The organism is Chitinophaga sp. (assembly GCF_036569185.1).
Classification (GTDB): domain Bacteria; phylum Bacteroidota; class Bacteroidia; order Chitinophagales; family Chitinophagaceae; genus Chitinophaga.
On the sequence record NZ_DATCRD010000343.1, the window covers coordinates 1 to 25,173 of the forward strand.

Genomic DNA, 25,173 nt, shown 5'->3' on the forward strand with positions numbered 1-25,173 from the left:
GTCCGTGGAGAATGCCCGCCAATGCAAAGCAGCAATTGGAAGATATGTATGATTACCGTGCCAGTGCCACCAAAGAAATGAAACCGCGTTTCCGTGGAATGATGCAAACCGTATGGACGGACGCCGCCGGTTTCCTGGATGAATTTTATGGAACGGGCAAACCGCAGAAAGATACGACGAATACAAGCGCCAATTGTTTCCGGGCAATATTTACCAAATAGGGGAAAGGGAATAACAGCCTGGTTATTCCCTTCTTTTTAATAATGTTTTTTGAGCAGCGGGATAAATATTTCAGAATATTTGGGCCCGTCGAGCGAAATAAAGAAGTGATTCCCGCTCATTTTGAATACGCCTTCCTTACAGTTGGTACTGATAAAGTTGTACATGGGCATACCGGCGGTGGCAAAGTCCATGGGCACCGGCAGTTTGAGATAATTGCCGCCTGCTATCCGTTTTGTGGCGAGATAGGCGTGATTCTTTTGCAGCTGGATATGTGCGCCAATGGCCGATACAGGGATCAGCAGCCCGGCAAACATGGATAGTTTTTCATAATTGGTAACGGGTACCGCGTCGAGTGTGCCTGTAATGATCCTGCTTTGTGGCAGATCGTACAATGTCTGCATCTTTTTGAACAGGTTATGGTAGAAGTTCATCCTGGCAATCATTTCCGCGATAGGGTCATGGCCCCGGGAGATGAAGGAGTAGTAGAGGACGCTGTCCGGCATCCTGATCTTTTCACAGCGATCGTAGTTGAACAGTTCATGGAATGCCTCGTTGCCCAATGCGTTGGTGATGGTTTTAGTGATCTCGAGCGTCCTGTTTTCATTAGGCAGGATGATGATGCGGCGGAAATCCTTTGGGCTTTCCCTGAAGTGCAGCTTGAATGCCTTGCTGAAAGCGGCGGTAGTAGCATATCCGCAATACTCGCTTATTTCGCTGATGTTATAACCGCTATGGCGTAGCAGGCCAGCGCCCAGTTCCAGGCGGTGCCGTTTTACATAGTGCCAGAATGGTTCTCCCATGTAGTTCGCAAAGGTGTGATAGAAATAGGAATAAGAGATACCGAGGCGCTCGGCCACGTCTTTGATGTTAAAGGGATCACTCACATGATCATCTGCATAAGATAATCCCTGTAAAGCAAAATTTTCGAGTTGTTCTTTGGTCAGTAGGGCGGCCATACAATATGAGGGATTTTAGTTGATTTTCATCGGATCCGGTGTGCTGATCTAAGTCCTGTGTCAGAAGATAATTACGCGAAATATGATGCCTAATTTAATTTTTTTATGGTTTCCCGGAAAGTAAATTTTTGGATCATTTTATGTTGTTGATTTTCAAAATGATAGGACGTGTATTTAGAATAAATGTTTTTAATATATAGAAAAATGCTACAGGGAACGGGGCTTTAGAAAGAAGAAAAAATCAAAAAAAGCTAAAATGGACAAACCGTTAAGTGCAGGAATGAATAACTTTGGTGGTCGTGTCATGTATACACCATCAGTCAGGCCAATCAAAGGGATTATTAACCATTAAAGTCATTTTGTCCTATCAATCCTGTTATGGAGTTGCGGCCGTTCGCAACGCCATTGTCCGGTAGTTCAGCATAGTTGGCACAGGGAAGTTTAACCTTTTATTTTATGGTAGCCGTCATCATTGTTTTAGCTTTATTGTTGTTATTGGGCTGGACGATATTGTTCCACCATTTCAAGGCTCTTCGGGCAGCGAATGTTAATCTTGTGAAGCAGGAACAGAAAGAAGCTTCTCTATTATTCCAGCTGCGTGAGGCGAAGGAAAGATACTGCAGGCTGGAGGAGAAGCTGCGGAAACTGCAATGCGAGCTGCAAAAAGAAAAACAAAAAGAGGATCATCGCTGATAATAACATCCACCTTGTATTGATGCCATTACTTCCGGTTTTGCCAATATTTAGTTAGGTTTGTCGGCATGCAGGTAGTTTTTCAGATCACATCCGGTGAGCAGCATGCCCAGTTATCTATGCTTGGGCAAATTAATAATCTCCTTAATTATACCGGTGAACGTGAAACACGTATAGCCGTGGAAGTGGTAGTGCATGGTCATGCCTGGAACCTGCTGCTGGCAGAAGGGCATCCTTTCCCCGAAAAGGTAACCGCATTACATGGCCGGTCCGTCCGTTTCCTTATCTGCCAGAATACCCTGAACGGCCGTGAGTTGGCGGTGCAGCAATTGTTTCCCTTTGTGGAGGTGGTACCTGCGGCCATTGCGCACCTGGTGGAAAGGCAGCACCAGGGATGGGCTTATATAAGATGTTAGTTTAATTGTTTATGAGTTAATTGGTTTATTAGTTTATTTTTACATTTTTATAGTAGTTGTGCCGGGAATGAAGCAGAAAGTTTGAGGGGAGGCACCAAATAAAAATTGCGGTAATAACGTTAAATGGATGCACGATTAAATAGGACTAACCTCTTAAACTTAAATACATTGAAATTCTCCAAATCTACCGGAATACTGTTGTTATTCATGGCAGTTCCCTTTTTTACCTTTGCGCAGGACTGGCATGTCGGCGCTTTTGCAGGTATTACCAATTACAGCGGGGATCTTACCCAGCAACGGGTGGATATGAAATATACCCGACCTGCACTGGGGCTGCTGGTAAGAAAAGACATTAACCGTTACCTTACTATCCGTGCAGCTTTTACCTGGGGAATTGCCACCGGGGCCGATAGCACCAATACGCAAAAAGACCTGGTAGCCCGTAACCTGAGTTTCCGCTCCAACGTATTTGAAGGTAGCCTGATTGGTGAAATCAACTTTTTTGACCTCGATGAAAAAGGGTTCACCCCATTTGTATTTGTGGGAGTGGGTGGTTTTGGCTTTGACCCTACCGCGAAAGACCAGTCGGGCAACCGGGTACGGCTTCGTCCCCTGGGCACTGAGGGGCAGGGATTACCGCAGTATCCCAACCGCCAGCCTTACGACCTGTTTTCCTTCTCTTTTCCTTTTGGCGCTGGTGTAAAGGCCAATATCAATGAAAAATGGACCCTTGGATTTGAAATAGGGCTTCGTCCTACTACAACAGATTACCTGGATGACCTGAGCACTAATTATGTAGACCAGAACACCTTGCTTACCTATCGTGGTCAGAAATCGGTGGATATGGCTTACCGTGGCGATGAAGTAACCGGTAAAGTGGCGCCTGGAACCTATCCTGCGGATGGCACCATACGTGGTTCTGATAAACATAAAGACTGGTACGCATTCTCCGGTTTTACCATTACCTACCGTTTGGGTGGCGGTAGCGGCTGGGGTAAACCAAAGGCTACCCGCTGTCCGATACTGAGACCATAATGGATTAATAATCAGGTTTTAATGATAGTTTAAATCCCGGCATACCGCCGGGATTTTTTATTGGCATAGTTGTTGAATTTATGAGTTCAAACAGGTATAATGCAGCCACCAGCTTATGGCGGATCGCAGTATCACAAATCGCGGAGAGAGTAATGAAACAACAGCCGCAAAAAATAAGTTGGTGCGCCACTGCCTGTTCTGCTAACGAAAAAGAAGTGCCATGAAGAAGTTTTTAAATATAGCTTCCGTGATGTTGATAACAGGCGCCATGAGCGTTTCCGCGCAGCACCGGCCACCTGCACCACCACTGCCACCGAGACCACCGGCACCGGCACATTTACCACATCCGCCGGCGCCGCCTTTGCCGCCAGGGCTGCCCAGGCCACCAAGGCCTCCGCATCACCGGCCACCGGCTCCGCCACATCCACGGCATCATTATAAAAAGCATTATAAGAAACGGCATAAGCCTCGCAGGTATACTTTTATGGAATATCCGAAATCAGTTTATGTTGTTACTGATGCCTTCTTTACCCCGTATACGGGCTGAAAATAAATAACACACCACAACTTTTATTTGCCAACCGATCTTGAACTAAAAACCAAAAAAAATGAAAAAAGTACTGCTGTTGATGCTGCTTATTGGCGGCACTGTGCTCACCACGTATGCACAAAGGGGACGCGGCCATGGATATGGACACGGACGTGGACATGACCGTTGGGATGATGACCGCTGGGAAAGATGCGAGCGCCCAAGAAGAGTGTATGTACGCGACAGATATTACGATGATTGCTACCGCCGGCCACGGGTGGTATATGCAAGACCAGCGTATTATCCGGCTTACCCGGCTGTAGTACCTGTTCCGGTACCTGTACCGGCGCCGGTCCGCTACTACCCATCCAGGCCAAGAGCCGTATTCCACGCGGGTGTTACCATAGTGAACTGATAACTGAAAATGGAATAAATGAGATGCCTCCCATTTTTAAATGGGGGGCATTTTTTATTGCGGTGCGGGATGGTTACTTTTGTTGATTGGTAATAAGATCAACATGGCATATAAACATCTCAGACACTTTATAGATACGCTGGAACAGGCAGGAGAACTGGTACGCATAAAAACTTATGTGGACCCTAAACTGGAAATCGCTGAAATCACCGACAGGGTGAGCAAATCGCCGGATGGAGGCAAAGCCCTGCTGTTTGAAAATACCGGTACTGATTTCCCCGTACTGATCAACTCCATGGGCAGCTACCGCCGTATGTGCCTGGCATTGGGCGTAAATGAACTGGACGATGTAGCCGGTGAAATTGAAAATCTCTTTAAACTATTATCCAAACCCAAGGAAAGTATACTCGATAAACTGGCCCTGCTGCCTAAGCTCGGACAATTTGCCTCCTGGATGCCTAAAGTAGTAAGCGGTAAAGGTAGTTGCCAGGAAGTAGTAATGGCCGATCCCGATCTCAGCAAACTGCCGGTGCTTACCTGCTGGCCTAAAGATGGCGGGCCGTTCATCACCCTTCCGGTGATTCACACGAAAGACCCGCTTACCGGCACCCGTAACGTAGGGATGTACCGCATGCAGGTATTTGAAAAAGATATGACCGGTATGCACTGGCATAAACACAAGGTATCTGCCAAACACTTCATGGAATACAAGAAGCTTAACAAGCGTATGCCCGTTGCCGTAGTGCTGGGCGGAGACCCGGTTTACACCTATTCCGCTACTGCGCCGCTCCCGGAAAATGTGGATGAATACATGCTGGCCGGCTTTCTCCGTAAAAAGAAAGTAGAACTGGTAAAATGTATCTCCCAGCCGGAAATAGAAGTACCGGCAGATGCCGATTTTGTGATTGAAGGTTATGTGGAACCTGCGGAAGACCTCATATGGGAAGGACCTTTCGGGGATCATACCGGTTATTATTCGCTGGCCGATTGGTACCCCCGGTTTCACGTAACGGCTATCACGCACCGTAAAGATGCCGTATACCCGTCGACGATAGTAGGCATTCCGCCACAGGAAGATGCCTGGATAGGTAAAGCCACTGAACGTATTTTCCTGGCGCCTATTAAAATGACCCTGGTTCCTGAAATCATTGATATGGAAATGCCGGTGGAAGGCGTGTTCCATAACCTGGTGATTGCACAGATAAAAAAAGACTATGCCGGTCAGGCCCAGAAGGTAATGAACGCCATGTGGGGCGCAGGCCAGATGATGTTTAACAAGATCCTGGTAGTAACAGACGACGGCACAAAGATCAATGATTACAAACAGCTGGCGCAATATGTCTTCCAACACCTGAACCCGGCTACCGACATATACCTGAGCCAGGGACCAATGGATGTACTGGATCATTCCTGCTCCAAAATGGGCTTTGGCGGTAAAATGTGCATTGATGGTACCCGTAAGTATGAAGAGGAACAGGATACGGCTTTTATAACCGTTCCTGCACCCCGGCAGATAGATACGGCGGCCATCATGCAGCAGTTCCCTGAAATCAAAGGCATTAATGCTTCCCTGCTCCAGCTGGATATTTCCTGCATACTGGTAGCGGTAGAAAAAGCGCGTCCTTCGCATGTACGTGAGCTGAATGAACAACTGTACACATTACCCGCACTGGCCGGTGTTAAAATGATCCTCTTCGTGGAGCATACAGTGGATGTAAGCGACCTGGCCTCCGCATTATGGCGTTTCTGCAATAACCTGGACCCTAAGCGGGATAGTTTTATTGTTCGCGTACCTACTGCTGAACCCGGCAGGTATGCAGGCGGCATTGGTATGGACGGCACTCTCAAAACCAGGCTGCTGGACAATTTTGAGCGCGACTGGCCCAACATCATTGTTGCAGATGATACTACTATCCGGAAAGTGGATACCAAATGGCCGGAATTAGGCATGGGGCCTTTACTCACTTCTCCTTCTCTTAAATATAAACAGCAGATCTATGGCGAAGAAGCGGTGGTACAGCAGTAGTTACCTGCTGCTGATCCTGTTACTGGCCGGCAGCCTGCAAACTGCCGGCCAGGTGAATCCTGCCGATTTCCGTTTCCTGGATAAGCTGGAGGGCACCTGGAAAATGAATACCCGAAAAAGCACCATCGTGGAAACCTGGAGCAGGAGCAACGATTCTACCTGGACAGGGAAAACCTGGCGGGTAGTGGGAGCAGACAGCGCTTTGCAGCAATCCATGCAGCTGGTACGAAGAGGTGCCGACATCTTTTATATCCCGGCCTATGAAGGACAGGACAAACCAGCTACCATACATCTCCGGTTAAGGGTATTAAAAGCCATCGGTTTTGTAGCTGAAGACCTCAACAACGATTTTCCTAAAAAGATCACCTACCGTTTTAAAGATGCAAAACACCTGGATGCCCGCGTAGAAGGCGTACGGGACGGCACTATAGAGGAGTACATCTTCCAGTATTCTATCTCACCCGATTAAAGATTCCCGATTGCGTAAATCATTTTCCCGCTTCGACAAAGCGGAGCGGATGGCTGTGCCTATTTTTGTATGACACACATACACAGCACCAGAATATTCTCAATAAAGCAATAATTTGAGTTGGTCGTACAAGTAATGCCGCGCCTGTTCACGGGAAGCGGCTTTTTTTTGCGCGCCTTCGGCGCTTTTAAATTGTCTTGGAGCAGGATTAGGATGATTATACTGATTTAGATGATTTTCCTGCGTTTTGTTTTGATTTTTTTGAGAGATGAAAAAAAGAAGGGAGACAGCAGCAAATATATATTCGCTTCTATCTCCCTAAAAAATATTGGTGCAAAACGCAGGAAAATCATCTAAATCAGTATAATCATCCTAATCCTGCTCCAAGACAATTTAAAGCGCCGAAGGCGCGCCCTACTTATGGATCTCCGAAGTAAAGTTGAACTGGATATCCGGGTTGTTGGTGCGTTCTGTATTCAGGTACCATTCCGACTGGGCCAGGTACACCAGGTGTCCGTCTTTATCTTCCACGATATTGGAAGATTTAAAGCGGGTGAATTCCTCGATTTTGTTTTTAGGACCGGTGAGCCAGCAGGCCTTATAGAAAGGCAGGGTATTGAACTGGCAGGCGGCGCCATACTCCTGGAGCAGGCGGTACTGGATCACTTCAAACTGGAGGTCGCCCACACAGCCGATGATCTTACGGTTGCCGCCGTGTTGGGTAAAGAGCTGCGCTACGCCTTCGTCTGTAAGCTGGCGGATACCTTTTTCCAGTTGTTTTGTTTTCAGCGGGTCTTTATTTACCAGTTCCTTGAACAGTTCCGGCGAGAAGCTTGGGATGCCGGTGATGTAAAAGTTTTCACCTTCAGTAAGGGTATCGCCGATCTTAAAGTTGCCGGTATCGAACAGGCCTACCACATCGCCCGGAAAGGCGTCGTCTACCACGTTCTTTTCACGGGCCAGGAAGCTGTAAGGGTTGCTGAACCTAACGTCTTTGTCTAAACGAACATGGTGATAGAACTTATTCCTTTCAAACTTGCCGGAGCAAACACGGAGGAAGGCGATACGATCGCGGTGGCGTGGATCGAGGTTGGCGTGGATCTTAAATACAAACCCGCTGAATTTATCTTCGTTCACGTCTATTTCACGTGTGGTAGCCGTGCGGTTACGCGGAATGGGAGCGATGTCCACGAAGGTATCGAGCAGGTCTTTCACTCCGAAATTATTCACAGCGCTGCCAAAGAAAACAGGAGCCAGTTTACCCGCCAGGTAGTCTTCCCGGTTAAAGGCATCGTACACGCCTTCGATCAGCTCTACGTCGCCACGCAGCTGGGCGGCGTCTTTTTCGCTGAAGTGTTCGTCGAGGTAGCTGCTGCTGAGATCTGTAAGCGGCACTACATCCTCATCGGTGGCTTTCTTATTGGGTAAGAAAGATACCAGGCTTTTATCGTACAGGTTGTAAACGCCTTTAAAGTCGCTACCCATATTTATAGGCCAGCTGAGGGGCCTTACACGGATATTGAGTTTTTCTTCCAGTTCATCCAGCAGATCGAAAGGATATTTACCGTCGCGGTCCATTTTGTTCACGAAGATGATCACAGGCGTATCGCGCATGCGGCATACTTCCATGAGTCTTTCTGTTTGTTCTTCCACCCCTTTCACACAGTCGATCACCAGTACCACACTGTCTACCGCCGTAAGCGTACGGTAGGTATCTTCCGCAAAGTCTTTGTGGCCGGGGGTATCCAGGAGGTTCACCAGGATATCGCGGTATTCGAAGGTCATTACGGAAGTAGCTACGGAGATACCTCTTTGTCTTTCAATTTCCATGAAATCCGAAGTGGTATGTTTCTTTATTTTATTTGATTTCACCGCACCGGCTGTTTGAATAGCTCCGCCGAACAGGAGGAATTTCTCTGTCAGCGTAGTTTTACCGGCATCCGGGTGAGCGATGATAGCAAAGGATTTTCTTTTACTGATTTCGTTAGCGTACTTCATATATATCCGAAAAATGGCAGCAAAGGTAACTAAATTTTTTGTCCGGCTATATTTCGTGTTTATTGGCGCTGCCCGTGCCGATAAATCCGCTAAATTTGAAATATGATAGCGACCCTTAAAATATTATGGAATAGTTTCAAAATGGCGATGCAGGAGCTGCGGGTGAATAAATTGCGCACATTTTTATCGTTGTTTGGGATTACCATTGGCATCTTTTGTATCATCGCGGTATTTACGCTTACCGGTAGCCTGGAGCATAATATCAGGAAGGATCTGGCTGACCTGGGCGATGATGTGGTGTATATGCAGAAGTGGCCCTGGGGCGGCAACAGCGAGTATCCCTGGTGGAAATATATGAACCGCCCGGAGCCGGAGTATAAAGATCTTAAACCTATCCAGGACAAGGTGCAGAGCGCCAGTTTTGCATCCTTCAACTTTGAATCGGGCAATAAAAAAGTGGAGTATGGAGATGATTATATGGATGGGGTGACGATGATGGCGGTGACCAATGATTTTGACCAGATACAGACCTTGCAGATCCTGGACGGCCGTTTTTTTGCCAACAGCGAAAGTAACAGCGGCGCAAATGTGGCCATCCTGGGCTTTACCATATGGGACGGGCTTTTTCCTTCGCCGGAAGCGGCTATGGGCAAGGTGGTGAAAGTTGCCGGCAGGGATGTGAAGGTGATAGGGTTGCTGAAGAAGAAAGGAGAGAGCATGATTGGCGGGATCGGGTATGATAATGCCATCATCCTGCCATACCGGTTTGCCCGCACAGTGGTGGATGAGCGCCGTTTTGCGGACCCGTATATCCTCATTAAGGCGAAACCCAATGTAAGTATGGATCAGCTGAAAGACGAGCTGAGAGGAGTGGTGCGTGCCAGTCACCGGTTAAGGCCAAAAGAGGAGGATGATTTTTCGCTGAATGAGATCAGTACGGCCAACGACAGCCTGAACGCCATGTTTGCCGCCATCAATATGGGGGGAGGCCTGATAGCGGTGTTTGCCCTGATAGTGGGGGCTTTTGGGATTGCCAATATTATGTTTGTAACCGTAAAGGAACGTACCAATATCATCGGGCTGAAGAAGGCCATAGGAGCGCGGCGGGGGATTATCCTGATGGAATTCCTGCTGGAAGCGGTGAGCCTGTGCTTACTGGGAGGAACCTTTGGATTGCTGCTGGTATACCTGCTTACAGTGATTATTAACCTGTCGGGTACTTTTGAGATGATACTTTCTGCGGGATCTGTTATATTCGGGCTGAGCATCTCCGCCCTGGTAGGGTTGCTGGCTGGTTTTATCCCGGCGTATACGGCCAGTAAGCTGGATCCGGTGGTAGCCATCCGGAGCAACTAAGCAGGGCTTGAAATAATGGTAACAGCGGGGCTGTTGCACAGGCGGGGTTTTCCCGCCTTTTTTATTAATTTTGTTCCTTATGTCGGTTAAAATATTAGCTATAGAGTCGTCCTGTGATGATACAGGAGCAGCAGTGATCGTAGACGGGAAGGTATTATCCAATCATATTGCAGGCCAGAAAGTGCATGAACAATACGGGGGCGTGGTGCCGGAACTGGCTTCCCGTGCACACCAGGAGAATATTGTGCCGGTGGTGGATATCGCCCTGAGAACGGCGGGAGTGAAGCGGGAGGAGCTGAGCGCTATTGCCTTTACACAGTCGCCCGGACTGATCGGCTCCCTGCTGGTAGGCAGTTGCTTTGCCAAGTCGATGGCAATGGCGCTGGACATTCCCCTGATAGGCGTGCATCATATGCAGGCGCATGTGCTGGCTAACCTGATTGATGACCCCAAACCGGATTTTCCTTTTTTATGCTTAACCGTGTCAGGTGGTCATACCCAGATCGTTTTATGTGAAAGCCCGCTGCGTATGCGGGTAATTGGCGAAACGCTGGATGATGCTGCAGGTGAAGCTTTCGACAAAAGCGCCAAGATATTGGGATTGCCTTACCCCGGTGGCCCATTGATCGATAAGTATGCTCAAACCGGTAATCCTGCCCGGTTTAAATTCCCTGAGCCGCGGATCCCCGGTCTGAATTTCAGTTTCAGCGGGCTTAAAACGGCCATCCTTTATTTCCTGCAGGAGAACCAGCAGAAAGATCCGGTTTTTATCTCCCAAAACCTGCCCGATATCTGCGCTTCTATCCAGCATCGCATCATCAGTATATTGCTGAACAAGGTGCTGAAGGCATCGGAAGAAACGGGCATACGGGATATTGCCATTGCCGGCGGCGTGAGCGCCAACAGTGGTTTGCGTGCTGCACTAACGGAGTGGGGGCAAAAATATCAGTGGCGTACTTTTATTCCGAGGTTCGAATATTGCACAGATAACGCGGGCATGATTGCGATTACCGCCCACTATAAATACCTGGCAGGTGATTTTGCATCACTGGATGCGGTACCTACAGCAAGAGCTGCCTTTTAAATTCCGTTAACAAGCCAGGCTAAAAAGGAACTGCTAATTGTTAAAATCCTATTCTCATCCAACTGTATATCGATTTAGCTTTATGACCAGAGGAATCGCCTTCGGTGATTTTAAATTGTCCTGGAGCAGGATTACGCTGATTATACTGATTAATTGGATTATAACTACCGGTTATCTATGAAGAAATGCTTTATTATTTTATTGGGCCTTGTTATAACGGGCCGGTTATTGTTTGCGCAGGCGCCAGCCGCTCAAACAGAATGGAAGAATCAGAAGTATTCGATGTTCATCCACTGGGGTGCGATTTATTCCACGCTGGGCGGCGTTTGGGAAGGGAAGCCGGTTACCCGGGGATACAGTGAACAGATACAGTCGCACGCCGGTATTTACAGTGATGTTTATGGAGACGTTGCCAAACAGTTCCACCCGGAGCACTGGAATGCCGACTCAATAGTGTTGCTGGCAAAGGCTGCGGGCATGAAATCGGTGGTGATGACATCCAAACACCACGATGGCTTTTGTATGTTCCATACTGCTTATACAGATTATAACGTGGTGGATGCAACACCTTTCAAGCGGGATGTGCTGAAGGAATTATCGGACGCTTGCCGCCGGCATGGCCTGAAATTCGGGATGTACTTTTCGTTGATCGACTGGCATTTTCCGCAGGCTTATCCTATTTCCAGCAGCAACAGTGATCCTGTTACACCGGAGCATCATGAGTTTAATAAGAAGCAGGTAACAGAACTGATGACCAACTATGGCCCTGTATCCGAGATATGGTTTGATATGGGATCGCTTACAGCGCAGCAGAGCCGCGACCTCGCAGATATTGTGCATCGCCTGCAGCCGGGCTGTATGGTAAGTGGACGTTTGGGTAATGATGCCGGTGATTTTTGTGTAATGGGAGATAACCAGTACCCCGATTATAAGATCGCTTCCGCCTGGCAAACGCCTGCATCTGTATATGATGAAACATGGGGCTACCGTAGCTGGCAGCAACATGGCAAAGCTGAAGATAAAGCGCATGAGAAGCTGGAAGGGCTGATTAAAGTGGTTAGTCGCGGTGGTAACTACCTGCTGAATATTGGTCCCCGTGGCGATGGCTCGGTAGTAGACTTCGAAAAAGAAGTGCTGCTGATCAATGGCGACTGGCTGAAGTTCAATGGGGAAGCCATTTACGGAGCTTCTGCCAACCCGTTTGATACTACATTCGCCTGGGGGGAAGTAACCGCGAAACCCGGGAAATTATACCTGCATTTATTACAGCAACCGGAACATGGCACTATTGTGTTGCCAGGACTGACCAGTAAGATCAGCCAGGTTACATTACTGGGCAACGGGAAGAAGTTGCCGGTAAAAATCTCCCTGAAAGATAACAACACTTATCTCCGGTTACCGGCAGATTTCAAACCGGCCGATAAAGAGATCCCGGTGCTGGCCGTTGCTTTTAAAGGAGCGGTGGATATTACGCCTGTTCACTTGCTGCGTAATGCCACCCGTTTAAGCCGGCATAATGCCACGCCGTTATTCAGCTTCTCCGGTATTGATTATGAGAGTTATTACCGTAGTGAAGTGGGCGAATCATGGGCATTTACTGCGCAGCAGCCGGCAGCCCTGCAACTGGTGTACAGCGATGCCGAGAAAGGAAGGCGCATTGCACTCACACTGAATGGCGTTACCAGCGAAGTATTGCTGGATGGAGGAGTAGCTACTACACTGAAAAATGATCCTGCATCCCTGCAATGGGGGCCGATGTACAGCACAGGGCCTTTCTGGTCGGGTATTGACGGTACGCATGGCAGCGTGAAAAACATTGATCCCGCACAGCCATGGCCGGATAAAGATAATGCTGCATGGACATTGCACAGCGACTGGAAAAATGATGCTCCCATTACTTTAACCGCCGACAGGAGCGTAGCCAGTTATATTTTACAGGAAATTACCGCGCCGGAAGCGGGCGATTACCTGGTAGGTTTTAACAGCGGAGATGGAATTGCAGTATACCTGAACGGAGAAGAACAAATATTACATAATAATCCTGAGCGTGGCGGAACGCAATCTGAAACAGTGCTGTTACCGCTTAAAGAAGGAAAGAACCAATTGGTAGTCAAATATTACAACCGCTTCGCCAAGCAGGCAGTAGCAGGCATCAACCGCAATGTACCACAGGTAGTATACGTACAGCAGTTGCCTGTGCATATAAAGGGCAATGGCAAAGTAGAAAACTGTGTGATCAGGGAGGCCAACCCGGTATCTGTACATCGTAATTTGCGGATGCCTAACCTGGCACTGGTGTTAGATTCAAAATAAAGATGGCAAACACATTTTTTAAGTTCAAGCAGTTTACTGTTCACCAGGAGCACTGTGCCATGAAAGTATGCACAGATGCCTGTATACAAGGCGCTTTCACGGCGCAATACCTGGCAGATAATGAAATAACGGCGCCGGCTATACTGGATTTAGGCGCCGGCACAGGGCTGCTGAGCCTTATGTTGGCGCAACAGGTAGACGGGGCAATAACCGCGGTGGAACTGGATGCTGCCGCGGCGCTCCAGGCTATGCAAAATTTTGATGATTCTCCCTGGGCGCACCGGCTAACCCTAACCCGGCAGGATATACGAAAAATGGATGGCGCTGTGAAGTATGATTTTATTATCAGCAATCCACCGTTTTATGAGCATGCGCTGAAAAGCGGGCATGCCCGGAAAGACCAGGCCATGCACGCCACCAACCTGAGTTACCAGGAGCTGATCACGGCGGTAGACCAGCAGTTGTCTGTTTCCGGCGAGCTGTCTGTACTACTGCCCTATACGGCTTTTGAAGGCTTCAGGGAATTGGCGCTGCTGGCAGGGCTTCACCTGAAGCAGGTGTTGTATATCCGGCAAAGTGTAACGCATGGCTTTTTCCGGACCGTTGGTATTTTTTCCAGGAAGCCGGGGAATACGGTGGTGAGCGAACTTTCCGTGTATGATGCGGAACGGGTATATACGCCGGGGTTTGTAGAATTATTGGAGCCGTATTATTTGTATCTGTGATTTTTCGTACTTTGGCACTCTATTTATCCTGATATGCTTCGAGTAGCCAGAATTTGTTTGTTGCTTTTACTATTGCCTATCCTTTTACACGCCCAAAAAGAGATAAATATCTGGTATTTCGGGTATAATGCAGGGTTAAACTTCAACACTAAGCCAGTCACCGTTCTTACTGATGGACAAACCTATACCCGCGAAGGGGTAGCCACTATCTGTGATGGCGCCACAGGCCAGTTGCTTTTTTACACAGAAGGATCTACGGTATGGAATGCCCAGCACGGGATTATGCCTAATGGTACAGGATTGATGGGAGATCCATCCAGCGTACAGTCGGGAATTGCAGTTCCTTTTCCGGGGCATCCGGGGCAATATTACCTCTTTACCACTATGACTGGTAATGGTTTTCGCTATAATATACTGGATATGGCCCTCGATAATGGTAAAGGAGATATTATTCCTTCCACCAAGAATACCCTATTACTCAGTAATAGTGAAAGCACGGAAAAGATGGCTGCCACCCGGCACTGTAATGGCAGGGATTATTGGGTAATAACGCATTCAACCAATGGCGCTACTTTTCACGTATACCTGCTTTCCCCTTCGGGGTTATCTGCCCCCACTACATTTACAGTGGGCGCTGCAATTCATCCCGGAGGTTGGGAGGAGACCGGATATATTAAGTTTTCGCCCGACGGCGGAACCATCGTACATTCCCTGGGATCCATCACCCAGGGTGCTATGAGCGTGGTGGACCTGTTGAAGTTTGATAACAGCACAGGGGTGATCAGTCCGCCGTTTGCTTCTCTTGATGTCATTTTCCCGCTTGGCATTGAATTTACACTCAGTGGCAGGCTGTTGTATGTAGTAAGTATGAATCATCTGCATTGGAGTAAATTATTCCAGTATGACCTGACCGCGCCTGATATCAACGCTTCACAGCAAACTATTGTCACCAGTACCGATGATATCCAGATGGGCGGGCTTCAGATGGGACCGGATGGAAATATTTACATGGGATTTGAGCGGGGATATAATGCCGGCTACCGGTATGTGGGGATGATCCATGCGCCGGAGGTAAGAGGAATTGGCTGTAATTTTGAACGGGATGCGATAGATATGGATCCCACTGGCGTGGGGCACAGAACATCATTGTCGTTCCCCACGTTTGTAAATAGCTTTCTTTACGTTGCTGCCGACTTTACCGTGTCGGATATTTGCGGAGGCGCTCCTCTTTTTAAACTGGTTAATGAAACAGGTGTAAGCAGCGTTTTATGGGATTTTGGAGATGGAACTACCTCTACTGATCTTTCGCCCCGCCATACATATGCTACGGGGAAAAAGTATACGGTAAAGGTAAAAGTAACGGCGCAATGCAGTACAGATGAAAAAACAAAAGAGATCAATGTGGGCAGTAACATTGAAGAACGGGTTACAAAAGCCATTTGCAGCGGAGATACGTATACATTACCGGATGGCCGGAATGTTACTGCGGCAGGCGACTATACCAGTATACTGAAAAGGCTGACAAACGATTGTGACAGTGTTATTATTACTACTTTAAAGATATTACCCGTTTACCGGTTAACAGAAAAGGTCACTATTTGCAGCGGGGATGAGTACCAGTTGCCTGATGGAAGAAAGGTAAACAGTTCCGGTACCTATACATCTTCTCTCAAAACCTACCAGCTTTGCGACAGCATTATCACTACAACGCTTTACGTACCGGTAAAGGATTATAAGGTAGATGCCGCCATTTGCCAGGGAGATACTTACCAGCTGCCAGATGGAAAAGCAGTGACCGTTGCGGGGACCTACAGCACAGTGCTTATATCGTCGTATGGATGCGACAGCATTATCACCACTAACCTGGTGGTGAATCCTGTTTATAAGATAAAAGAGATTATCAATATTTGTGAAGGAGATAATTACCGCCTGCCAGATGGTCGTAGTGTGAGCAATGCGGGGCAATATACGTCGCTCTTCACCACTTACCACGGATGTGATAGTATTATTATAACTGATCTGCGGGTACAGCCTCATTACCATATTACCAAAGCAGTTTCCATATGTGAGAAGGAATCTTATTTGTTACCTGATGGGCGACAGGTAAGCGTTTCAGGAACATATTTATCATCCTTAATTTCCCATTATGGCTGTGATAGTATTATCACGACGCAGGTTACGGTGATGCCTGTCTATAACATTGAGAAGTATGACACCATTTGTGACGGTGAAAGTTATACATTGCCGGATGGCAGGAGCGTACGTAGTGCAGACCGTTATGTAAACGCGTTATTCACCACAGGAGGGTGCGACAGTATTATTATTGTACACCTGGCAGTTAAAGAGAAGCCTCAGGTGCGGCTTGATCCGGAAGTGTGTCTATTTTCCGGTCAGCCTGCTATGGTCACATTAACTCCGGGATACGACAGCTATGAGTGGGAGAATGGGGCAGAGGGAAATGTTTACATCATCCGTTATCCGGGTGTTTACAGGGTGGCTGTTTCCAATGAGTGTGGTACCGTTGTTCGGCAAACAGTGGCAAAGGAATGTGCTGTGGACCTGTATGTTCCAACTGCCTTCACGCCTAACGGAGATGGCCAGAATGATGTATTCAGGCTTCGTCAGCCGAACGGCCAGGTGTTGCTGGAGTTCAGGATATTTGATCGCTGGGGAGTGGAGATATTTGCTACGACTGATATAATGCTGGGATGGGATGGTACGCATAAGGGCCAGGCGCAGCCGGTTGGGGCATATGTTTATTTTATCCGCTATAAAAACATCAATGGGGTAGAGAGACAATTAAAGGGTACTGTTAATCTTTTGCGGTAATATTTCCTTGCAAATAATCTGTCTTAATATTTTATTTCGCAGCTTTATAAATTTTCTTAGATTGATTTATGAAGAAGATACTTTTTTACTCATTGTTGTTTCCACTCGTGATTGCATGTAACAAACAAAGTACAAAAGCGATATCCCGTTTGCCCGGACCAGACCCTGTTATTATCAGGAACTCCTATACTATTGTAACGGCGGCAAGCAGCATATATCCGGACTCCGGAACTGTGTACCGACTGGGTTTGGCGCCATACGCCTCTTTTTTTAAATTTGACCGGCGCATAAAAAACGGCGACTTATACTACGAGGCAATCGGGGAAAGCGCAAAGGGATTCAGGCCATTAAAATTTTTTATTTCCAATAATGGCACCGGGGAAATTGTTGCCATTACAGCCCCCGATAAAATGGAGGTAGAAAAGTTTAATAAACAATGGCATCCTGTAACTAGATAATTTTTTCTGTATTTAATAGTAGCTCATTTTATGAAAAAAGTACAGTTGTTCAGTTTCCTTACAAAGAAAATATATTATCTGCCGTTAACATTACTGCTGGCTGTGAGCCTGGGCGCCGGATGTAAAAAATCATCGCAAAAGAACCCTTGTGAAGGAGTGCTTAGTGAGGGAATGCCTGCCCAGGCAGCATTAATATTCCTGGATAAAGAAACGGGAGAAAATATACTGTTATCAAAAAATATTGATACTTCTGCCATAACAATTAGCCCTGCGCCATCGGGTCTGAAAGGAGGAGTGATTGTAAAGCAAACCGGATCGCCTCTGTATGGAGCGCTGGTAATGCCTGTTGCTGACACGAAAGAAGGGGTGTATAAATACCAGGTAGATATTACCAATGTAGGTAGCATCACGCTCTCTCATATTAACAAGAAAGAGAAATCCGATAATATCTGTAACCCTTATTATATCAGCATAACGGAGCCCGCTATAGAAAATCATCCGTTTACAGTTTCACGATCCGGTTCCCGGCTTATATTTGAAATAAAGCTGTAAGGTGGCTGTTATTTATGAGGATATGCCTTTGCATAGTCTTCGAGATAACTGTACCTGGAAGTCAGCTGACCTTTGTCCGTAATGGTGGCATTGATGATTATTTCGCTGTTCGCTTTCAGCAGTTCATCAAAAACATATTTCATCAGCTGATCTCCGAAGTACTGGGACGCATCTCTTGGTAGCTCATTAGGAAGGTTGCTAACGCACATCATATCTATTGTTTCCGGAAGATAGGGAGCGGTTTGTTCCATCTTGTCTTTGGTAACACCGTATACAGGATCTTCGATGGTGCTGTCGCCCAGGTTACAGGGAACGGAGCCGTTGGTGTCGTCTGTAATATCGGCGATGACCTTAATACGGAAGTTATCTTTTTTCAGGTCATCTGCCTGGAAGAGCGGAGGGATTTTCTTATCCCAGTAAATCCCGTTCATGAGAATATCGCTTGCTGTAACATAGGGCAGGAAGCGGCATTCGTATGCTTCGGGATGCTCGTGGAAGTCGGCGCGGCTGTATGTTTTATCATCTTTCCGCAGGTATAGCTCACCTGCTTTCAGCTGGGTATATACCGGGTAAGAGTAAGTGTTGATCAGGTATTCTTCCGGCGGAAGATATTTGATGCCGAGTAGCCCCATTATTTCCAGGGCGCCAGCAGCCACGCGTCCGGAGCCGGTGATCACTATCTTCAACGGCGGGAGTTTGATCCCGAAGTAATGGTTGATCAGTTCCTGGAAATCGTGGCAGGTATGTACCCTTTTGAAGTGAAAGGCCTTTGTTTTTTCCCCGTAGGCCATAAGCCCGTTATGGGCGCCCACAATACCTGCAAAAAAGCCAAACCCCAGGATACGTTGCCCGTCGGGATGTACAAGACATTCATAATCTATCAGTGTGATCCCTTTTTCCAGGATAGTTTGCAGCATATGTTGGTTATGCGGCTGTTTCTTTTTGGTATGGCTGAAGAACAGGTATGTTTTCCCTGGAATCAGTGTATCAGCGGGTACTTCTTTAATGCCAAGCAGTATGGTGCAGTGAGACAAATCTTCCTGGAGGATGATGCCTGCTTTTTCGTATTCTTCATCTTTATAGCACCGTAACGGGGATGGCTGTACGAATATCTGCACCTGGGGGTAATGTTGCATGATCCATTGGCATTGTTTGGGAGTAAAGGCCACCCTGTTGTCATGCGGGTGTTTTTCTTCCCGGATAAGCCCGATATGTATCTTGTTTTCCATCTTTGAATGTAGGGTATTTTTGCGAACTGCGTATCATTGGCACCTGGCTGAAACGGCCTGTTTACGGGGGGATGGAAAAAAAGTTATACAAAAATGTAAAATTTATTTGTGGATTAGGTAAGAGTTTCTATATTTGCATCCCGCAAGCGAAGCGGTAAAGTTCATTAGTAAGATTGCCCAGATGGCGGAATTGGTAGACGCGCTAGACTCAAAATCTTGTTTCGGCAACGGAGTGCAGGTTCGATTCCTGTTCTGGGCACCATAAAGGCTTGTAAGTCAATTACTTACAAGCCTTTGTTGTTTGTATGCTTGTCAGATTTAATGGTTCCTTTGTTGGCTACTGCCCCGGTATTGCCTGGCGCACCTGTCTGTATATCTTTTTTATTAGTTAGCGTGTATACTAAACTATTATTACCTTCTCACAATACAATCACCAGGATCAAACTACCATTTTGTGCTGCAGTTATTCTCTTTAAAAAAACAATGGTAATGATAAGAACCATCACCATTGACCCATTGATAAAAGAGAAAGTTTTACTTTCCTGCTCAGGCTTTTTCAATCAATCAGGCATTTCTACCTTTTAGAAGACATTTACTTATTCCTCTAATGTTTCTAAAAAATGCAATAATGAATTATACTTTGGTGCCCAGCCAAGTATTTTTCTTGCCTTGTCTGATTTTACCCTGCTGTTACTGCCAAATGCGAAATGCGCACCCTCCGGGTTCCAAAGTTTGATTGCCTCGTCAATATCAATGCTTGCGGTTTCTTCGCCGAAGTTAAACCGTTTATTTATGGCTACTGCAATTTCCTTAAATGAAGCACTTCCATTTTCAGCAAAGAAAATAGACCCTGCTTCGGCATTCTCTAAAGCCAATACATAGAGTGCTGCCAGGTCTTGTATATGGACGTTGCTCCAAATGTTCTCTCCCTTGCCGATGTGAGTGCCTATGCCTTTGGCTTTTGCCAATTCAACCATTTTAGGTGCCTGAATGCTATCCTTTTTAACACCCAGGCCATGACCGTAAATCATTGTAGGTACAATAACAATAGTTCTCACATTTTGTGAAGAATGGGCAAGGACAGATTTATTTATGGCAATACGCCCGATTTTTTCCAAAGCGGCATCTATCTCCATATCCTCGTCATAGATTTTATCAGACCTCTCTCCATTATCCCTGTGAGCCACGATGCTTGAACCGCTTGTATGGATAAAGGTTTTGCCTGTTCCTTTTAGCCTTTCCAAAGCTGTGGCAACAAAAAACGAATTATCGGCATCCGCTACATTAATAACGGCATCGGCTCTGTCGATATATTCTTCTATTGCGTGAACCTCCTCCAATGAGCCCAATAAAGGTTCAATACCAAGTTCCTTAACTTGTGTTTCCTCACTTTTTTTTCTAATCAGCCCTGAAACCTGATAGCCTTTTTTCAAAAGCTGTATAGCAACAGACCCTCCTATATACCCTGTTACTCCTGTTACAAATACTGTTTTCATATAGTATATTTTTTACACTATAAAAGTATCAATACCTGTTTGGGCGTACCTGGTAATACCAAAGGAATAATTGGTAAAAAAAGAGGACTTAGTTACTCTTACGGACTTCCCTGGGATAGATACCCCGTATATTCTTGTAGGTCTTATTCAGGTGGCTTATATCTGTAAAGCCCAATTCATCTGCGATTTGGGATAAGGTAAGATTGCTGTACATCAATCTTGTTTCGACTGACTTCACCCTGTATTCTAAAACATATTGTTTGTAGCTAATCCCTGCGTGTGCCAGGAAGTATTCACTAAAATACTTTTCTGATATACAGAACAGGTTTGAAATATTCTTAACTGATAATTTTTTAGGGTCGCAAATATTGAGGTGGATATAGTTTAAGATGTCCTGTATAGTATCCGGTTGCGAATTGTCTTTGTGTATAATATTTGGGGGCAGGATATTTCTTGTTACAACGTTCAGCAATATCACCAATAGAGATTTTAAATTAATCGTTTTTTCAACGGCGTCTAAGTTGCTTTCATAGGTAAGCAGATTGATAATGTTTTTGATGGCATCAAGCTCTTGCTTGTTTTTTATGATTGTATGTTGTTTCTGCTGGTTGCTGTTCAGTATAAATTCGATATTCGTAAACCAATCAGAAACAGAAAAATCGCTTTGCTTCGTTTGACTGAATAAAACCTTTTGGAACTTAATAAAATGTATAACAGACATTTCTTCCAAATGAATTGAATTTTTTTCATTTGGAAGATGGAGAAAGAAATCGTTCTCTTTGAATGGCAGTTTTAAATCGTCCAATATTCTATACCCTTTGCCTTTTTCCACAAAAACCAATTCAAAGAATGTGTTGTATGCTGGCTTGCAGTCGATAAAGTCTGTCCTGAATGTCTTTACATCAATGGGGCTAAAAATATGTCGTTTCATTTTCTATTGTGTGTATACAAATTTAATAAAATCAGTTTTCAAAACTTTGCAGGTACCGCAAGGTTTTGATGTACGCCAACAAATCCTCACCTTCTTACCCCATCCGGTTATATTTGTGGATGGTGGCTTATTTGGTACTGATAAGGCGTGGGCCGGCAGATTCAAATTAGTGCCAACGAAGGAGATAGGAGAGCATATTGTGCAGTTGCATTACAACAAGCCCTGGCGGCAACGCATGGGGCCCGGTGCACTCTCCAATTATAAATGCCGGTCTTCTTTTTTAAATTAATTATTGTCAGATTGATATTTTATCTCGTGGATGATTTCTTTTTATTATTTTAACGGCATAATTCCACGTATGAAAATATTTTCTATTAAAAAAGTAAGGTATTATGTGATGTTACTGGCGTTAGCTGGTTGTCATCATACACCGCCACCAGGGGCGGTTACACTCAGCGAGGCGGAGCTGCGGCAGCCGGCTCACGCGGTTGAAGGCCTGAAGGTCAGGGAAGGTCTTACCGCCACCCTGTTTGCCAGCGAGCCGATGATGACCAATCCAACCAACATGGACATTGATGAAAGGGGGAGGGTCTGGATCACAGAGGCGTATAACTATCGTAACCAGCTGAATCCCGGGCATCCCTATAAACAGCTTGGCGACCGTATCCTCATACTGGAAGACCTGGATGAAGATGGAAAGGCAGATACTGCAAAGGTCTTTTACCAGGATACCTGTATCAATGCAGCATTGGGCATTTGTGTGCTGGGGAACAAAGTCATTGTATCCTGTAGCCCGAATGTATACGTGTTTACAGATGAAGACGGTGATGATAAGGCAGATAAGAAGGAGTTGCTTTTCCGGGGAATTGGCGGTGTGCAGCATGATCATGCTATCCACGCTTTTACGTTTGGTCCGGATGGTATGCTATATTTTAACTTTGGCAATGCTGGTGATAGTATCCTTGATAAAAATGGCCACCTGATTAAAGATTCCGAGGGCAACATCATTGCGAATAAAGGTAAGCCATACCGCCAGGGTATGGTGTTCCGGTGCAACATAGATGGCAGCGGACTGGAAGTGCTGGCGCATAATTTCCGTAACAACTACGAGGTTGCGGTGGATGCTTTTGGCGGTTTATGGCAATCGGATAATGATGATGATGGTAACAGGGCTGTTCGTATCAATTACGTGATGGAATACGGCAACTATGGCTATACAGATGAGATGACCGGGGCTGGCTGGCAGGCCAACCGGATTAACCGGGAAGATTCGATCCCTTACAGGCACTGGCACCTCAACGATCCTGGTGTAGTGCCTAACCTGCTGCAAACTGGTTCAGGTTCTCCTACCGGGATGGTGGTTTATGAGGGCGATTTGTTGCCGCAGGTGTTTCACAACCAGATGATCCACGGGGAGCCCGGACATAATGTAGTACGTTCCTATCCTGTTAGCAAAGCAGGAGCAGGCTACACGGCCAGGATAGAAAATATAGTGGAAAGCGGGCAGGATAAATGGTTCCGGCCATCGGACGTATGTATCGCTCCGGACGGATCGTTGTTTATTGCCGATTGGTACGACCCAGGCGTGGGAGGCCACCAGGTGGGCGACCTGGACAAGGGACGTGTTTTTCGTATAGCCCCGCCCGGTATATCCTATCATATCAAACCACCTGTGATGAGTACGCCGGCAGCTGCTGTAGCGGCTTTAAAAAGCCCGAATCTTTCTACCAGATACCTGGCCTGGACTAAGTTGCATACCATGGGAACGGCAGCGGAGAAAGCATTGCAGGAAATGTATGAAGATGCAAATCCGCGTTACCGCGCCAGGGCATTGTGGCTGCTCTCCAAGCTGCCGGGCAGGGGACTTGCCTATGCTGAAAAAGCAATGACCGATAAAGACGAGGATATCCGTATAACAGGTATCCGCGCCGCAAGGCAACTGGGGGTTGAAATGGGACCACTGGTTGCCAGACTTGTAAATGATCCTTCTCCACAGGTGCGGAGCGCCGCGCTGATCGCTATACGCCATAGCCGCTGGCCCGGTGCTGCGACCACCTGGGCGCAGCTGGCAAAACAATACGATGGAAAAGATCGCTGGTACCTGGAAGCGCTGGGTATTGCGGCGGATGGTAACTGGGACAATTGTTTTGCAGCCTGGATGCAGCAAACCGGTGGCAACTGGAATACTGCAGCCGGCAGGGATATTGTATGGAGGGCCCGGGCAACGGCCGCACTGCCCTTGCTGGCGCAGTTGATAGAAGACCCGGCGGCAGATCCGCGAGAGCATCTGCGTTACTTCCGCGCCTTTGATTTTTATCCTGCAGCTGCCACTACGCCAGTGCTACTGGGGTTGCTGGAAAAACACCATCCTGCTCACCAGGATATTATCAATGCTTATGCCTTACTGCTGGTCGACAAAAAGGCGTTAAAAATGACGCCTGCCACGAAAATCATGTTAGGGAAAAGTCTTGCTGCAGTAGAAGGCTCCGAAACGTTTATAGAACTGGTCACCAAATACGAGCGTCGTGATCAGAATGAGGCGCTGCTCAGAATCATCACCGGAAACGGTAAAAACAGGCTGAAAGGCCAGGCCATGAAATGCCTGTTAAACGCAGGTGGCCGGCAGCTGGTGATGCAGGCGCTGGAAAAAGATACGGCTGTTTCGTTAGCTATTGTATCCGCTATCGGCGCGAACCAGGATAAAATAAGCCGGCAGTTGCTGGCGGGTATGATCATTAATAAAAAGTATCCATTGCCCTTACGCGCGGAAGCTACGCACAGGCTCGGCAATGGCTGGGATGGCAGCGAGCAGCTACTGGGCATTGTGAAAAGCGGGACGTTGCCTGCGGACCTGGATACCACTGCTAAAAAGGTGCTGCTGAACACATGGCGACAGGACATCAAAGCCAGCGCGTTGGCCTATTACGAGCCGGGGAGTCAAGATACCAAACTGCCGCCTGTTTCACAGCTGGTGACCATGAACGGGGATGTGGCAGTGGGAAAAAAAGTATTCAGCACTTATTGCAGCAGCTGTCACCTGGCTGGAAATACAGGCGTTAATTTCGGACCTGCGCTCACAGAGATCGGTAGTAAGCTGGATAAAGCGGCTATTTATGACGCTATCCTGCATCCGGATGCCGGTATCAGTTTCGGTTATGAGGGAGTGCTGATTAAGGTCAAAGATGGCAGCAGCCGCCTTGGGTATATAGCAGGAGAAACAAAAGATGAAATAGACTTCCGTATGGTCGGCGGAACGGCGATAAAACTGCGTAAACCAGACATCGTTTCCAGGAAGCCATATGGTCAGTCTTTGATGCCAACAGGACTGGCGAATGCCATGTCGCAGCCGGAGCTGGTAGGGCTGGTTGAGTATCTTTCCGGGCTAACCAGCGCGGGGCACGCGGTGGCAAAATGATTTCTCCGGTGTTGCAGAACTGATGT

The 25,173-nt window shown here is 46.9% G+C and carries 20 protein-coding genes, 1 tRNA gene and 1 pseudogene; 16 read left to right on the forward strand and 6 right to left on the reverse strand.

The annotated features are described in order from the left end of the window. Positions 1–221: pseudogene (locus VIM72_RS26075) on the forward strand (glycoside hydrolase); the annotation flags it as partial. A gap of 36 nt (positions 222–257) precedes the next feature. Here the strand turns inward: VIM72_RS26075 and VIM72_RS26080 are convergent. Then, entirely contained in the window at positions 258–1,178 is a 921-nt protein-coding gene (locus VIM72_RS26080) for an AraC family transcriptional regulator (protein ID WP_332005756.1), read from the reverse strand. A 456-nt stretch (positions 1,179–1,634) separates the two neighbouring features. Here VIM72_RS26080 and VIM72_RS26085 point away from each other — a divergent pair, with 456 nt between their 5' ends. The 3 genes from VIM72_RS26085 to VIM72_RS26095 all read left to right on the forward strand — a co-directional run bounded on the left by VIM72_RS26085 (position 1,635) and on the right by VIM72_RS26095 (position 3,322). Beyond that, positions 1,635–1,871, forward strand: coding sequence for a hypothetical protein (locus tag VIM72_RS26085; protein WP_332005757.1), 237 nt, complete (start codon positions 1,635–1,637; stop codon positions 1,869–1,871). 68 nt (positions 1,872–1,939) lie between these two features. Next, on the forward strand, positions 1,940–2,287 hold the full coding sequence (locus tag VIM72_RS26090) for a DsrE family protein (protein WP_332005758.1): 348 nt from the start codon (positions 1,940–1,942) through the stop codon (positions 2,285–2,287). 207 nt (positions 2,288–2,494) lie between these two features. After that, positions 2,495–3,322 carry a DUF6089 family protein gene (locus tag VIM72_RS26095; RefSeq protein WP_414649031.1) on the forward strand — a complete coding sequence of 276 codons (828 nt, stop codon included), beginning with the start codon at positions 2,495–2,497 and terminating at the stop codon, positions 3,320–3,322. 131 nt (positions 3,323–3,453) lie between these two features. On the opposite strand, the gene VIM72_RS26100 is transcribed toward VIM72_RS26095, so the two are convergent. Continuing rightward, the gene (locus VIM72_RS26100; protein ID WP_332005760.1) at positions 3,454–3,750 is read right to left on the reverse strand and encodes a hypothetical protein; all 297 of its coding nucleotides are present in this window, start codon (positions 3,748–3,750) and stop codon (positions 3,454–3,456) included. Between the two features lie 180 nt (positions 3,751–3,930). Here VIM72_RS26100 and VIM72_RS26105 point away from each other — a divergent pair, with 180 nt between their 5' ends. The 3 genes from VIM72_RS26105 to VIM72_RS26115 all read left to right on the forward strand — a co-directional run bounded on the left by VIM72_RS26105 (position 3,931) and on the right by VIM72_RS26115 (position 6,761). Beyond that, entirely contained in the window at positions 3,931–4,266 is a 336-nt protein-coding gene (locus tag VIM72_RS26105; protein WP_332005761.1) for a hypothetical protein, read from the forward strand. A 103-nt stretch (positions 4,267–4,369) separates the two neighbouring features. Continuing rightward, positions 4,370–6,292, forward strand: a complete 1,923-nt coding sequence (locus VIM72_RS26110) for a menaquinone biosynthesis decarboxylase (protein WP_332005762.1) — start codon at positions 4,370–4,372, stop codon at positions 6,290–6,292. Then, complete coding sequence (locus tag VIM72_RS26115) at positions 6,264–6,761, forward strand: DUF6265 family protein (protein WP_332005763.1); 498 nt, start codon at positions 6,264–6,266, stop codon at positions 6,759–6,761. The genes VIM72_RS26110 and VIM72_RS26115 overlap by 29 nt, the downstream gene beginning before the upstream one ends. A 414-nt stretch (positions 6,762–7,175) precedes the next feature. Here VIM72_RS26115 and VIM72_RS26120 read toward each other — a convergent pair whose 3' ends face one another. After that, on the reverse strand, positions 7,176–8,759 hold the full coding sequence (locus VIM72_RS26120; RefSeq protein ID WP_332005764.1) for a peptide chain release factor 3: 1,584 nt from the start codon (positions 8,757–8,759) through the stop codon (positions 7,176–7,178). 102 nt (positions 8,760–8,861) lie between these two features. On the opposite strand from VIM72_RS26120, the gene VIM72_RS26125 reads away from it, so the two are divergent. From VIM72_RS26125 to VIM72_RS26155, 7 genes are all read left to right on the forward strand, one after another. After that, positions 8,862–10,115 carry an ABC transporter permease gene (locus VIM72_RS26125; protein ID WP_332005765.1) on the forward strand — a complete coding sequence of 418 codons (1,254 nt, stop codon included), beginning with the start codon at positions 8,862–8,864 and terminating at the stop codon, positions 10,113–10,115. 79 nt (positions 10,116–10,194) lie between these two features. Beyond that, positions 10,195–11,199, forward strand: a complete 1,005-nt coding sequence (gene tsaD, locus VIM72_RS26130) for a tRNA (adenosine(37)-N6)-threonylcarbamoyltransferase complex transferase subunit TsaD (RefSeq protein ID WP_332005766.1) — start codon at positions 10,195–10,197, stop codon at positions 11,197–11,199. Between the two features lie 177 nt (positions 11,200–11,376). Beyond that, positions 11,377–13,512, forward strand: coding sequence for an alpha-L-fucosidase (locus tag VIM72_RS26135; RefSeq protein WP_332005767.1), 2,136 nt, complete (start codon positions 11,377–11,379; stop codon positions 13,510–13,512). A 2-nt stretch (positions 13,513–13,514) separates the two neighbouring features. After that, a complete protein-coding gene (locus VIM72_RS26140; protein WP_332005768.1) occupies positions 13,515–14,237 on the forward strand; it encodes a tRNA1(Val) (adenine(37)-N6)-methyltransferase in 723 nt (240 codons plus the stop codon). Between the two features lie 33 nt (positions 14,238–14,270). After that, positions 14,271–17,066 carry a gliding motility-associated C-terminal domain-containing protein gene (locus tag VIM72_RS26145; protein ID WP_332005769.1) on the forward strand — a complete coding sequence of 932 codons (2,796 nt, stop codon included), beginning with the start codon at positions 14,271–14,273 and terminating at the stop codon, positions 17,064–17,066. A gap of 68 nt (positions 17,067–17,134) precedes the next feature. Continuing rightward, complete coding sequence (locus VIM72_RS26150; protein WP_332005770.1) at positions 17,135–17,524, forward strand: hypothetical protein; 390 nt, start codon at positions 17,135–17,137, stop codon at positions 17,522–17,524. 30 nt (positions 17,525–17,554) lie between these two features. Continuing rightward, entirely contained in the window at positions 17,555–18,076 is a 522-nt protein-coding gene (locus VIM72_RS26155; protein WP_332005771.1) for a hypothetical protein, read from the forward strand. Positions 18,077–18,084: 8 nt separating this feature from the next. Here VIM72_RS26155 and VIM72_RS26160 read toward each other — a convergent pair whose 3' ends face one another. Further along, the gene (locus VIM72_RS26160; RefSeq protein WP_332005772.1) at positions 18,085–19,305 is read right to left on the reverse strand and encodes an NAD(P)-dependent oxidoreductase; all 1,221 of its coding nucleotides are present in this window, start codon (positions 19,303–19,305) and stop codon (positions 18,085–18,087) included. A 175-nt stretch (positions 19,306–19,480) separates the two neighbouring features. Between VIM72_RS26160 and VIM72_RS26165 the strand changes: the two genes are divergently transcribed. Next, positions 19,481–19,567 (forward strand) — tRNA-Leu (locus VIM72_RS26165). A 334-nt stretch (positions 19,568–19,901) separates the two neighbouring features. On the opposite strand, the gene VIM72_RS26170 is transcribed toward VIM72_RS26165, so the two are convergent. Both VIM72_RS26170 and VIM72_RS26175 read right to left on the reverse strand, forming a co-directional pair. Continuing rightward, a complete protein-coding gene (locus VIM72_RS26170; RefSeq protein ID WP_332005773.1) occupies positions 19,902–20,801 on the reverse strand; it encodes an NAD-dependent epimerase/dehydratase family protein in 900 nt (299 codons plus the stop codon). A gap of 88 nt (positions 20,802–20,889) precedes the next feature. Continuing rightward, positions 20,890–21,732, reverse strand: a complete 843-nt coding sequence (locus VIM72_RS26175; protein ID WP_332005774.1) for an AraC family transcriptional regulator — start codon at positions 21,730–21,732, stop codon at positions 20,890–20,892. A gap of 358 nt (positions 21,733–22,090) precedes the next feature. On the opposite strand from VIM72_RS26175, the gene VIM72_RS26180 reads away from it, so the two are divergent. Then, positions 22,091–25,147, forward strand: coding sequence for a PVC-type heme-binding CxxCH protein (locus tag VIM72_RS26180; RefSeq protein ID WP_332005775.1), 3,057 nt, complete (start codon positions 22,091–22,093; stop codon positions 25,145–25,147). The last annotated feature ends 26 nt before the right edge of the window (positions 25,148–25,173 follow it).

What these genes read in the sequence shown, in the direction of transcription:
- VIM72_RS26080 (WP_332005756.1), bottom strand. Translation starts at nt 1,178, where the DNA reads ATGGCCGCCCTACTGACCAAAGAACAACTCGAAAATTTTGCTTTACAG.
- VIM72_RS26085 (WP_332005757.1), top strand. Translation starts at nt 1,635, where the DNA reads ATGGTAGCCGTCATCATTGTTTTAGCTTTATTGTTGTTATTGGGCTGG.
- VIM72_RS26090 (WP_332005758.1), top strand. Translation starts at nt 1,940, where the DNA reads ATGCAGGTAGTTTTTCAGATCACATCCGGTGAGCAGCATGCCCAGTTA.
- VIM72_RS26095 (WP_414649031.1), top strand. Translation starts at nt 2,495, where the DNA reads ATGGCAGTTCCCTTTTTTACCTTTGCGCAGGACTGGCATGTCGGCGCT.
- VIM72_RS26105 (WP_332005761.1), top strand. Translation starts at nt 3,931, where the DNA reads ATGAAAAAAGTACTGCTGTTGATGCTGCTTATTGGCGGCACTGTGCTC.
- VIM72_RS26110 (WP_332005762.1), top strand. Translation starts at nt 4,370, where the DNA reads ATGGCATATAAACATCTCAGACACTTTATAGATACGCTGGAACAGGCA.
- VIM72_RS26115 (WP_332005763.1), top strand. Translation starts at nt 6,264, where the DNA reads ATGGCGAAGAAGCGGTGGTACAGCAGTAGTTACCTGCTGCTGATCCTG.
- VIM72_RS26120 (WP_332005764.1), bottom strand. Translation starts at nt 8,759, where the DNA reads ATGAAGTACGCTAACGAAATCAGTAAAAGAAAATCCTTTGCTATCATC.
- VIM72_RS26125 (WP_332005765.1), top strand. Translation starts at nt 8,862, where the DNA reads ATGATAGCGACCCTTAAAATATTATGGAATAGTTTCAAAATGGCGATG.
- tsaD (WP_332005766.1), top strand. Translation starts at nt 10,195, where the DNA reads ATGTCGGTTAAAATATTAGCTATAGAGTCGTCCTGTGATGATACAGGA.
- VIM72_RS26135 (WP_332005767.1), top strand. Translation starts at nt 11,377, where the DNA reads ATGAAGAAATGCTTTATTATTTTATTGGGCCTTGTTATAACGGGCCGG.
- VIM72_RS26140 (WP_332005768.1), top strand. Translation starts at nt 13,515, where the DNA reads ATGGCAAACACATTTTTTAAGTTCAAGCAGTTTACTGTTCACCAGGAG.
- VIM72_RS26145 (WP_332005769.1), top strand. Translation starts at nt 14,271, where the DNA reads ATGCTTCGAGTAGCCAGAATTTGTTTGTTGCTTTTACTATTGCCTATC.
- VIM72_RS26150 (WP_332005770.1), top strand. Translation starts at nt 17,135, where the DNA reads ATGAAGAAGATACTTTTTTACTCATTGTTGTTTCCACTCGTGATTGCA.
- VIM72_RS26155 (WP_332005771.1), top strand. Translation starts at nt 17,555, where the DNA reads ATGAAAAAAGTACAGTTGTTCAGTTTCCTTACAAAGAAAATATATTAT.
- VIM72_RS26160 (WP_332005772.1), bottom strand. Translation starts at nt 19,305, where the DNA reads ATGGAAAACAAGATACATATCGGGCTTATCCGGGAAGAAAAACACCCG.
- VIM72_RS26170 (WP_332005773.1), bottom strand. Translation starts at nt 20,801, where the DNA reads ATGAAAACAGTATTTGTAACAGGAGTAACAGGGTATATAGGAGGGTCT.
- VIM72_RS26175 (WP_332005774.1), bottom strand. Translation starts at nt 21,732, where the DNA reads ATGAAACGACATATTTTTAGCCCCATTGATGTAAAGACATTCAGGACA.
- VIM72_RS26180 (WP_332005775.1), top strand. Translation starts at nt 22,091, where the DNA reads ATGAAAATATTTTCTATTAAAAAAGTAAGGTATTATGTGATGTTACTG.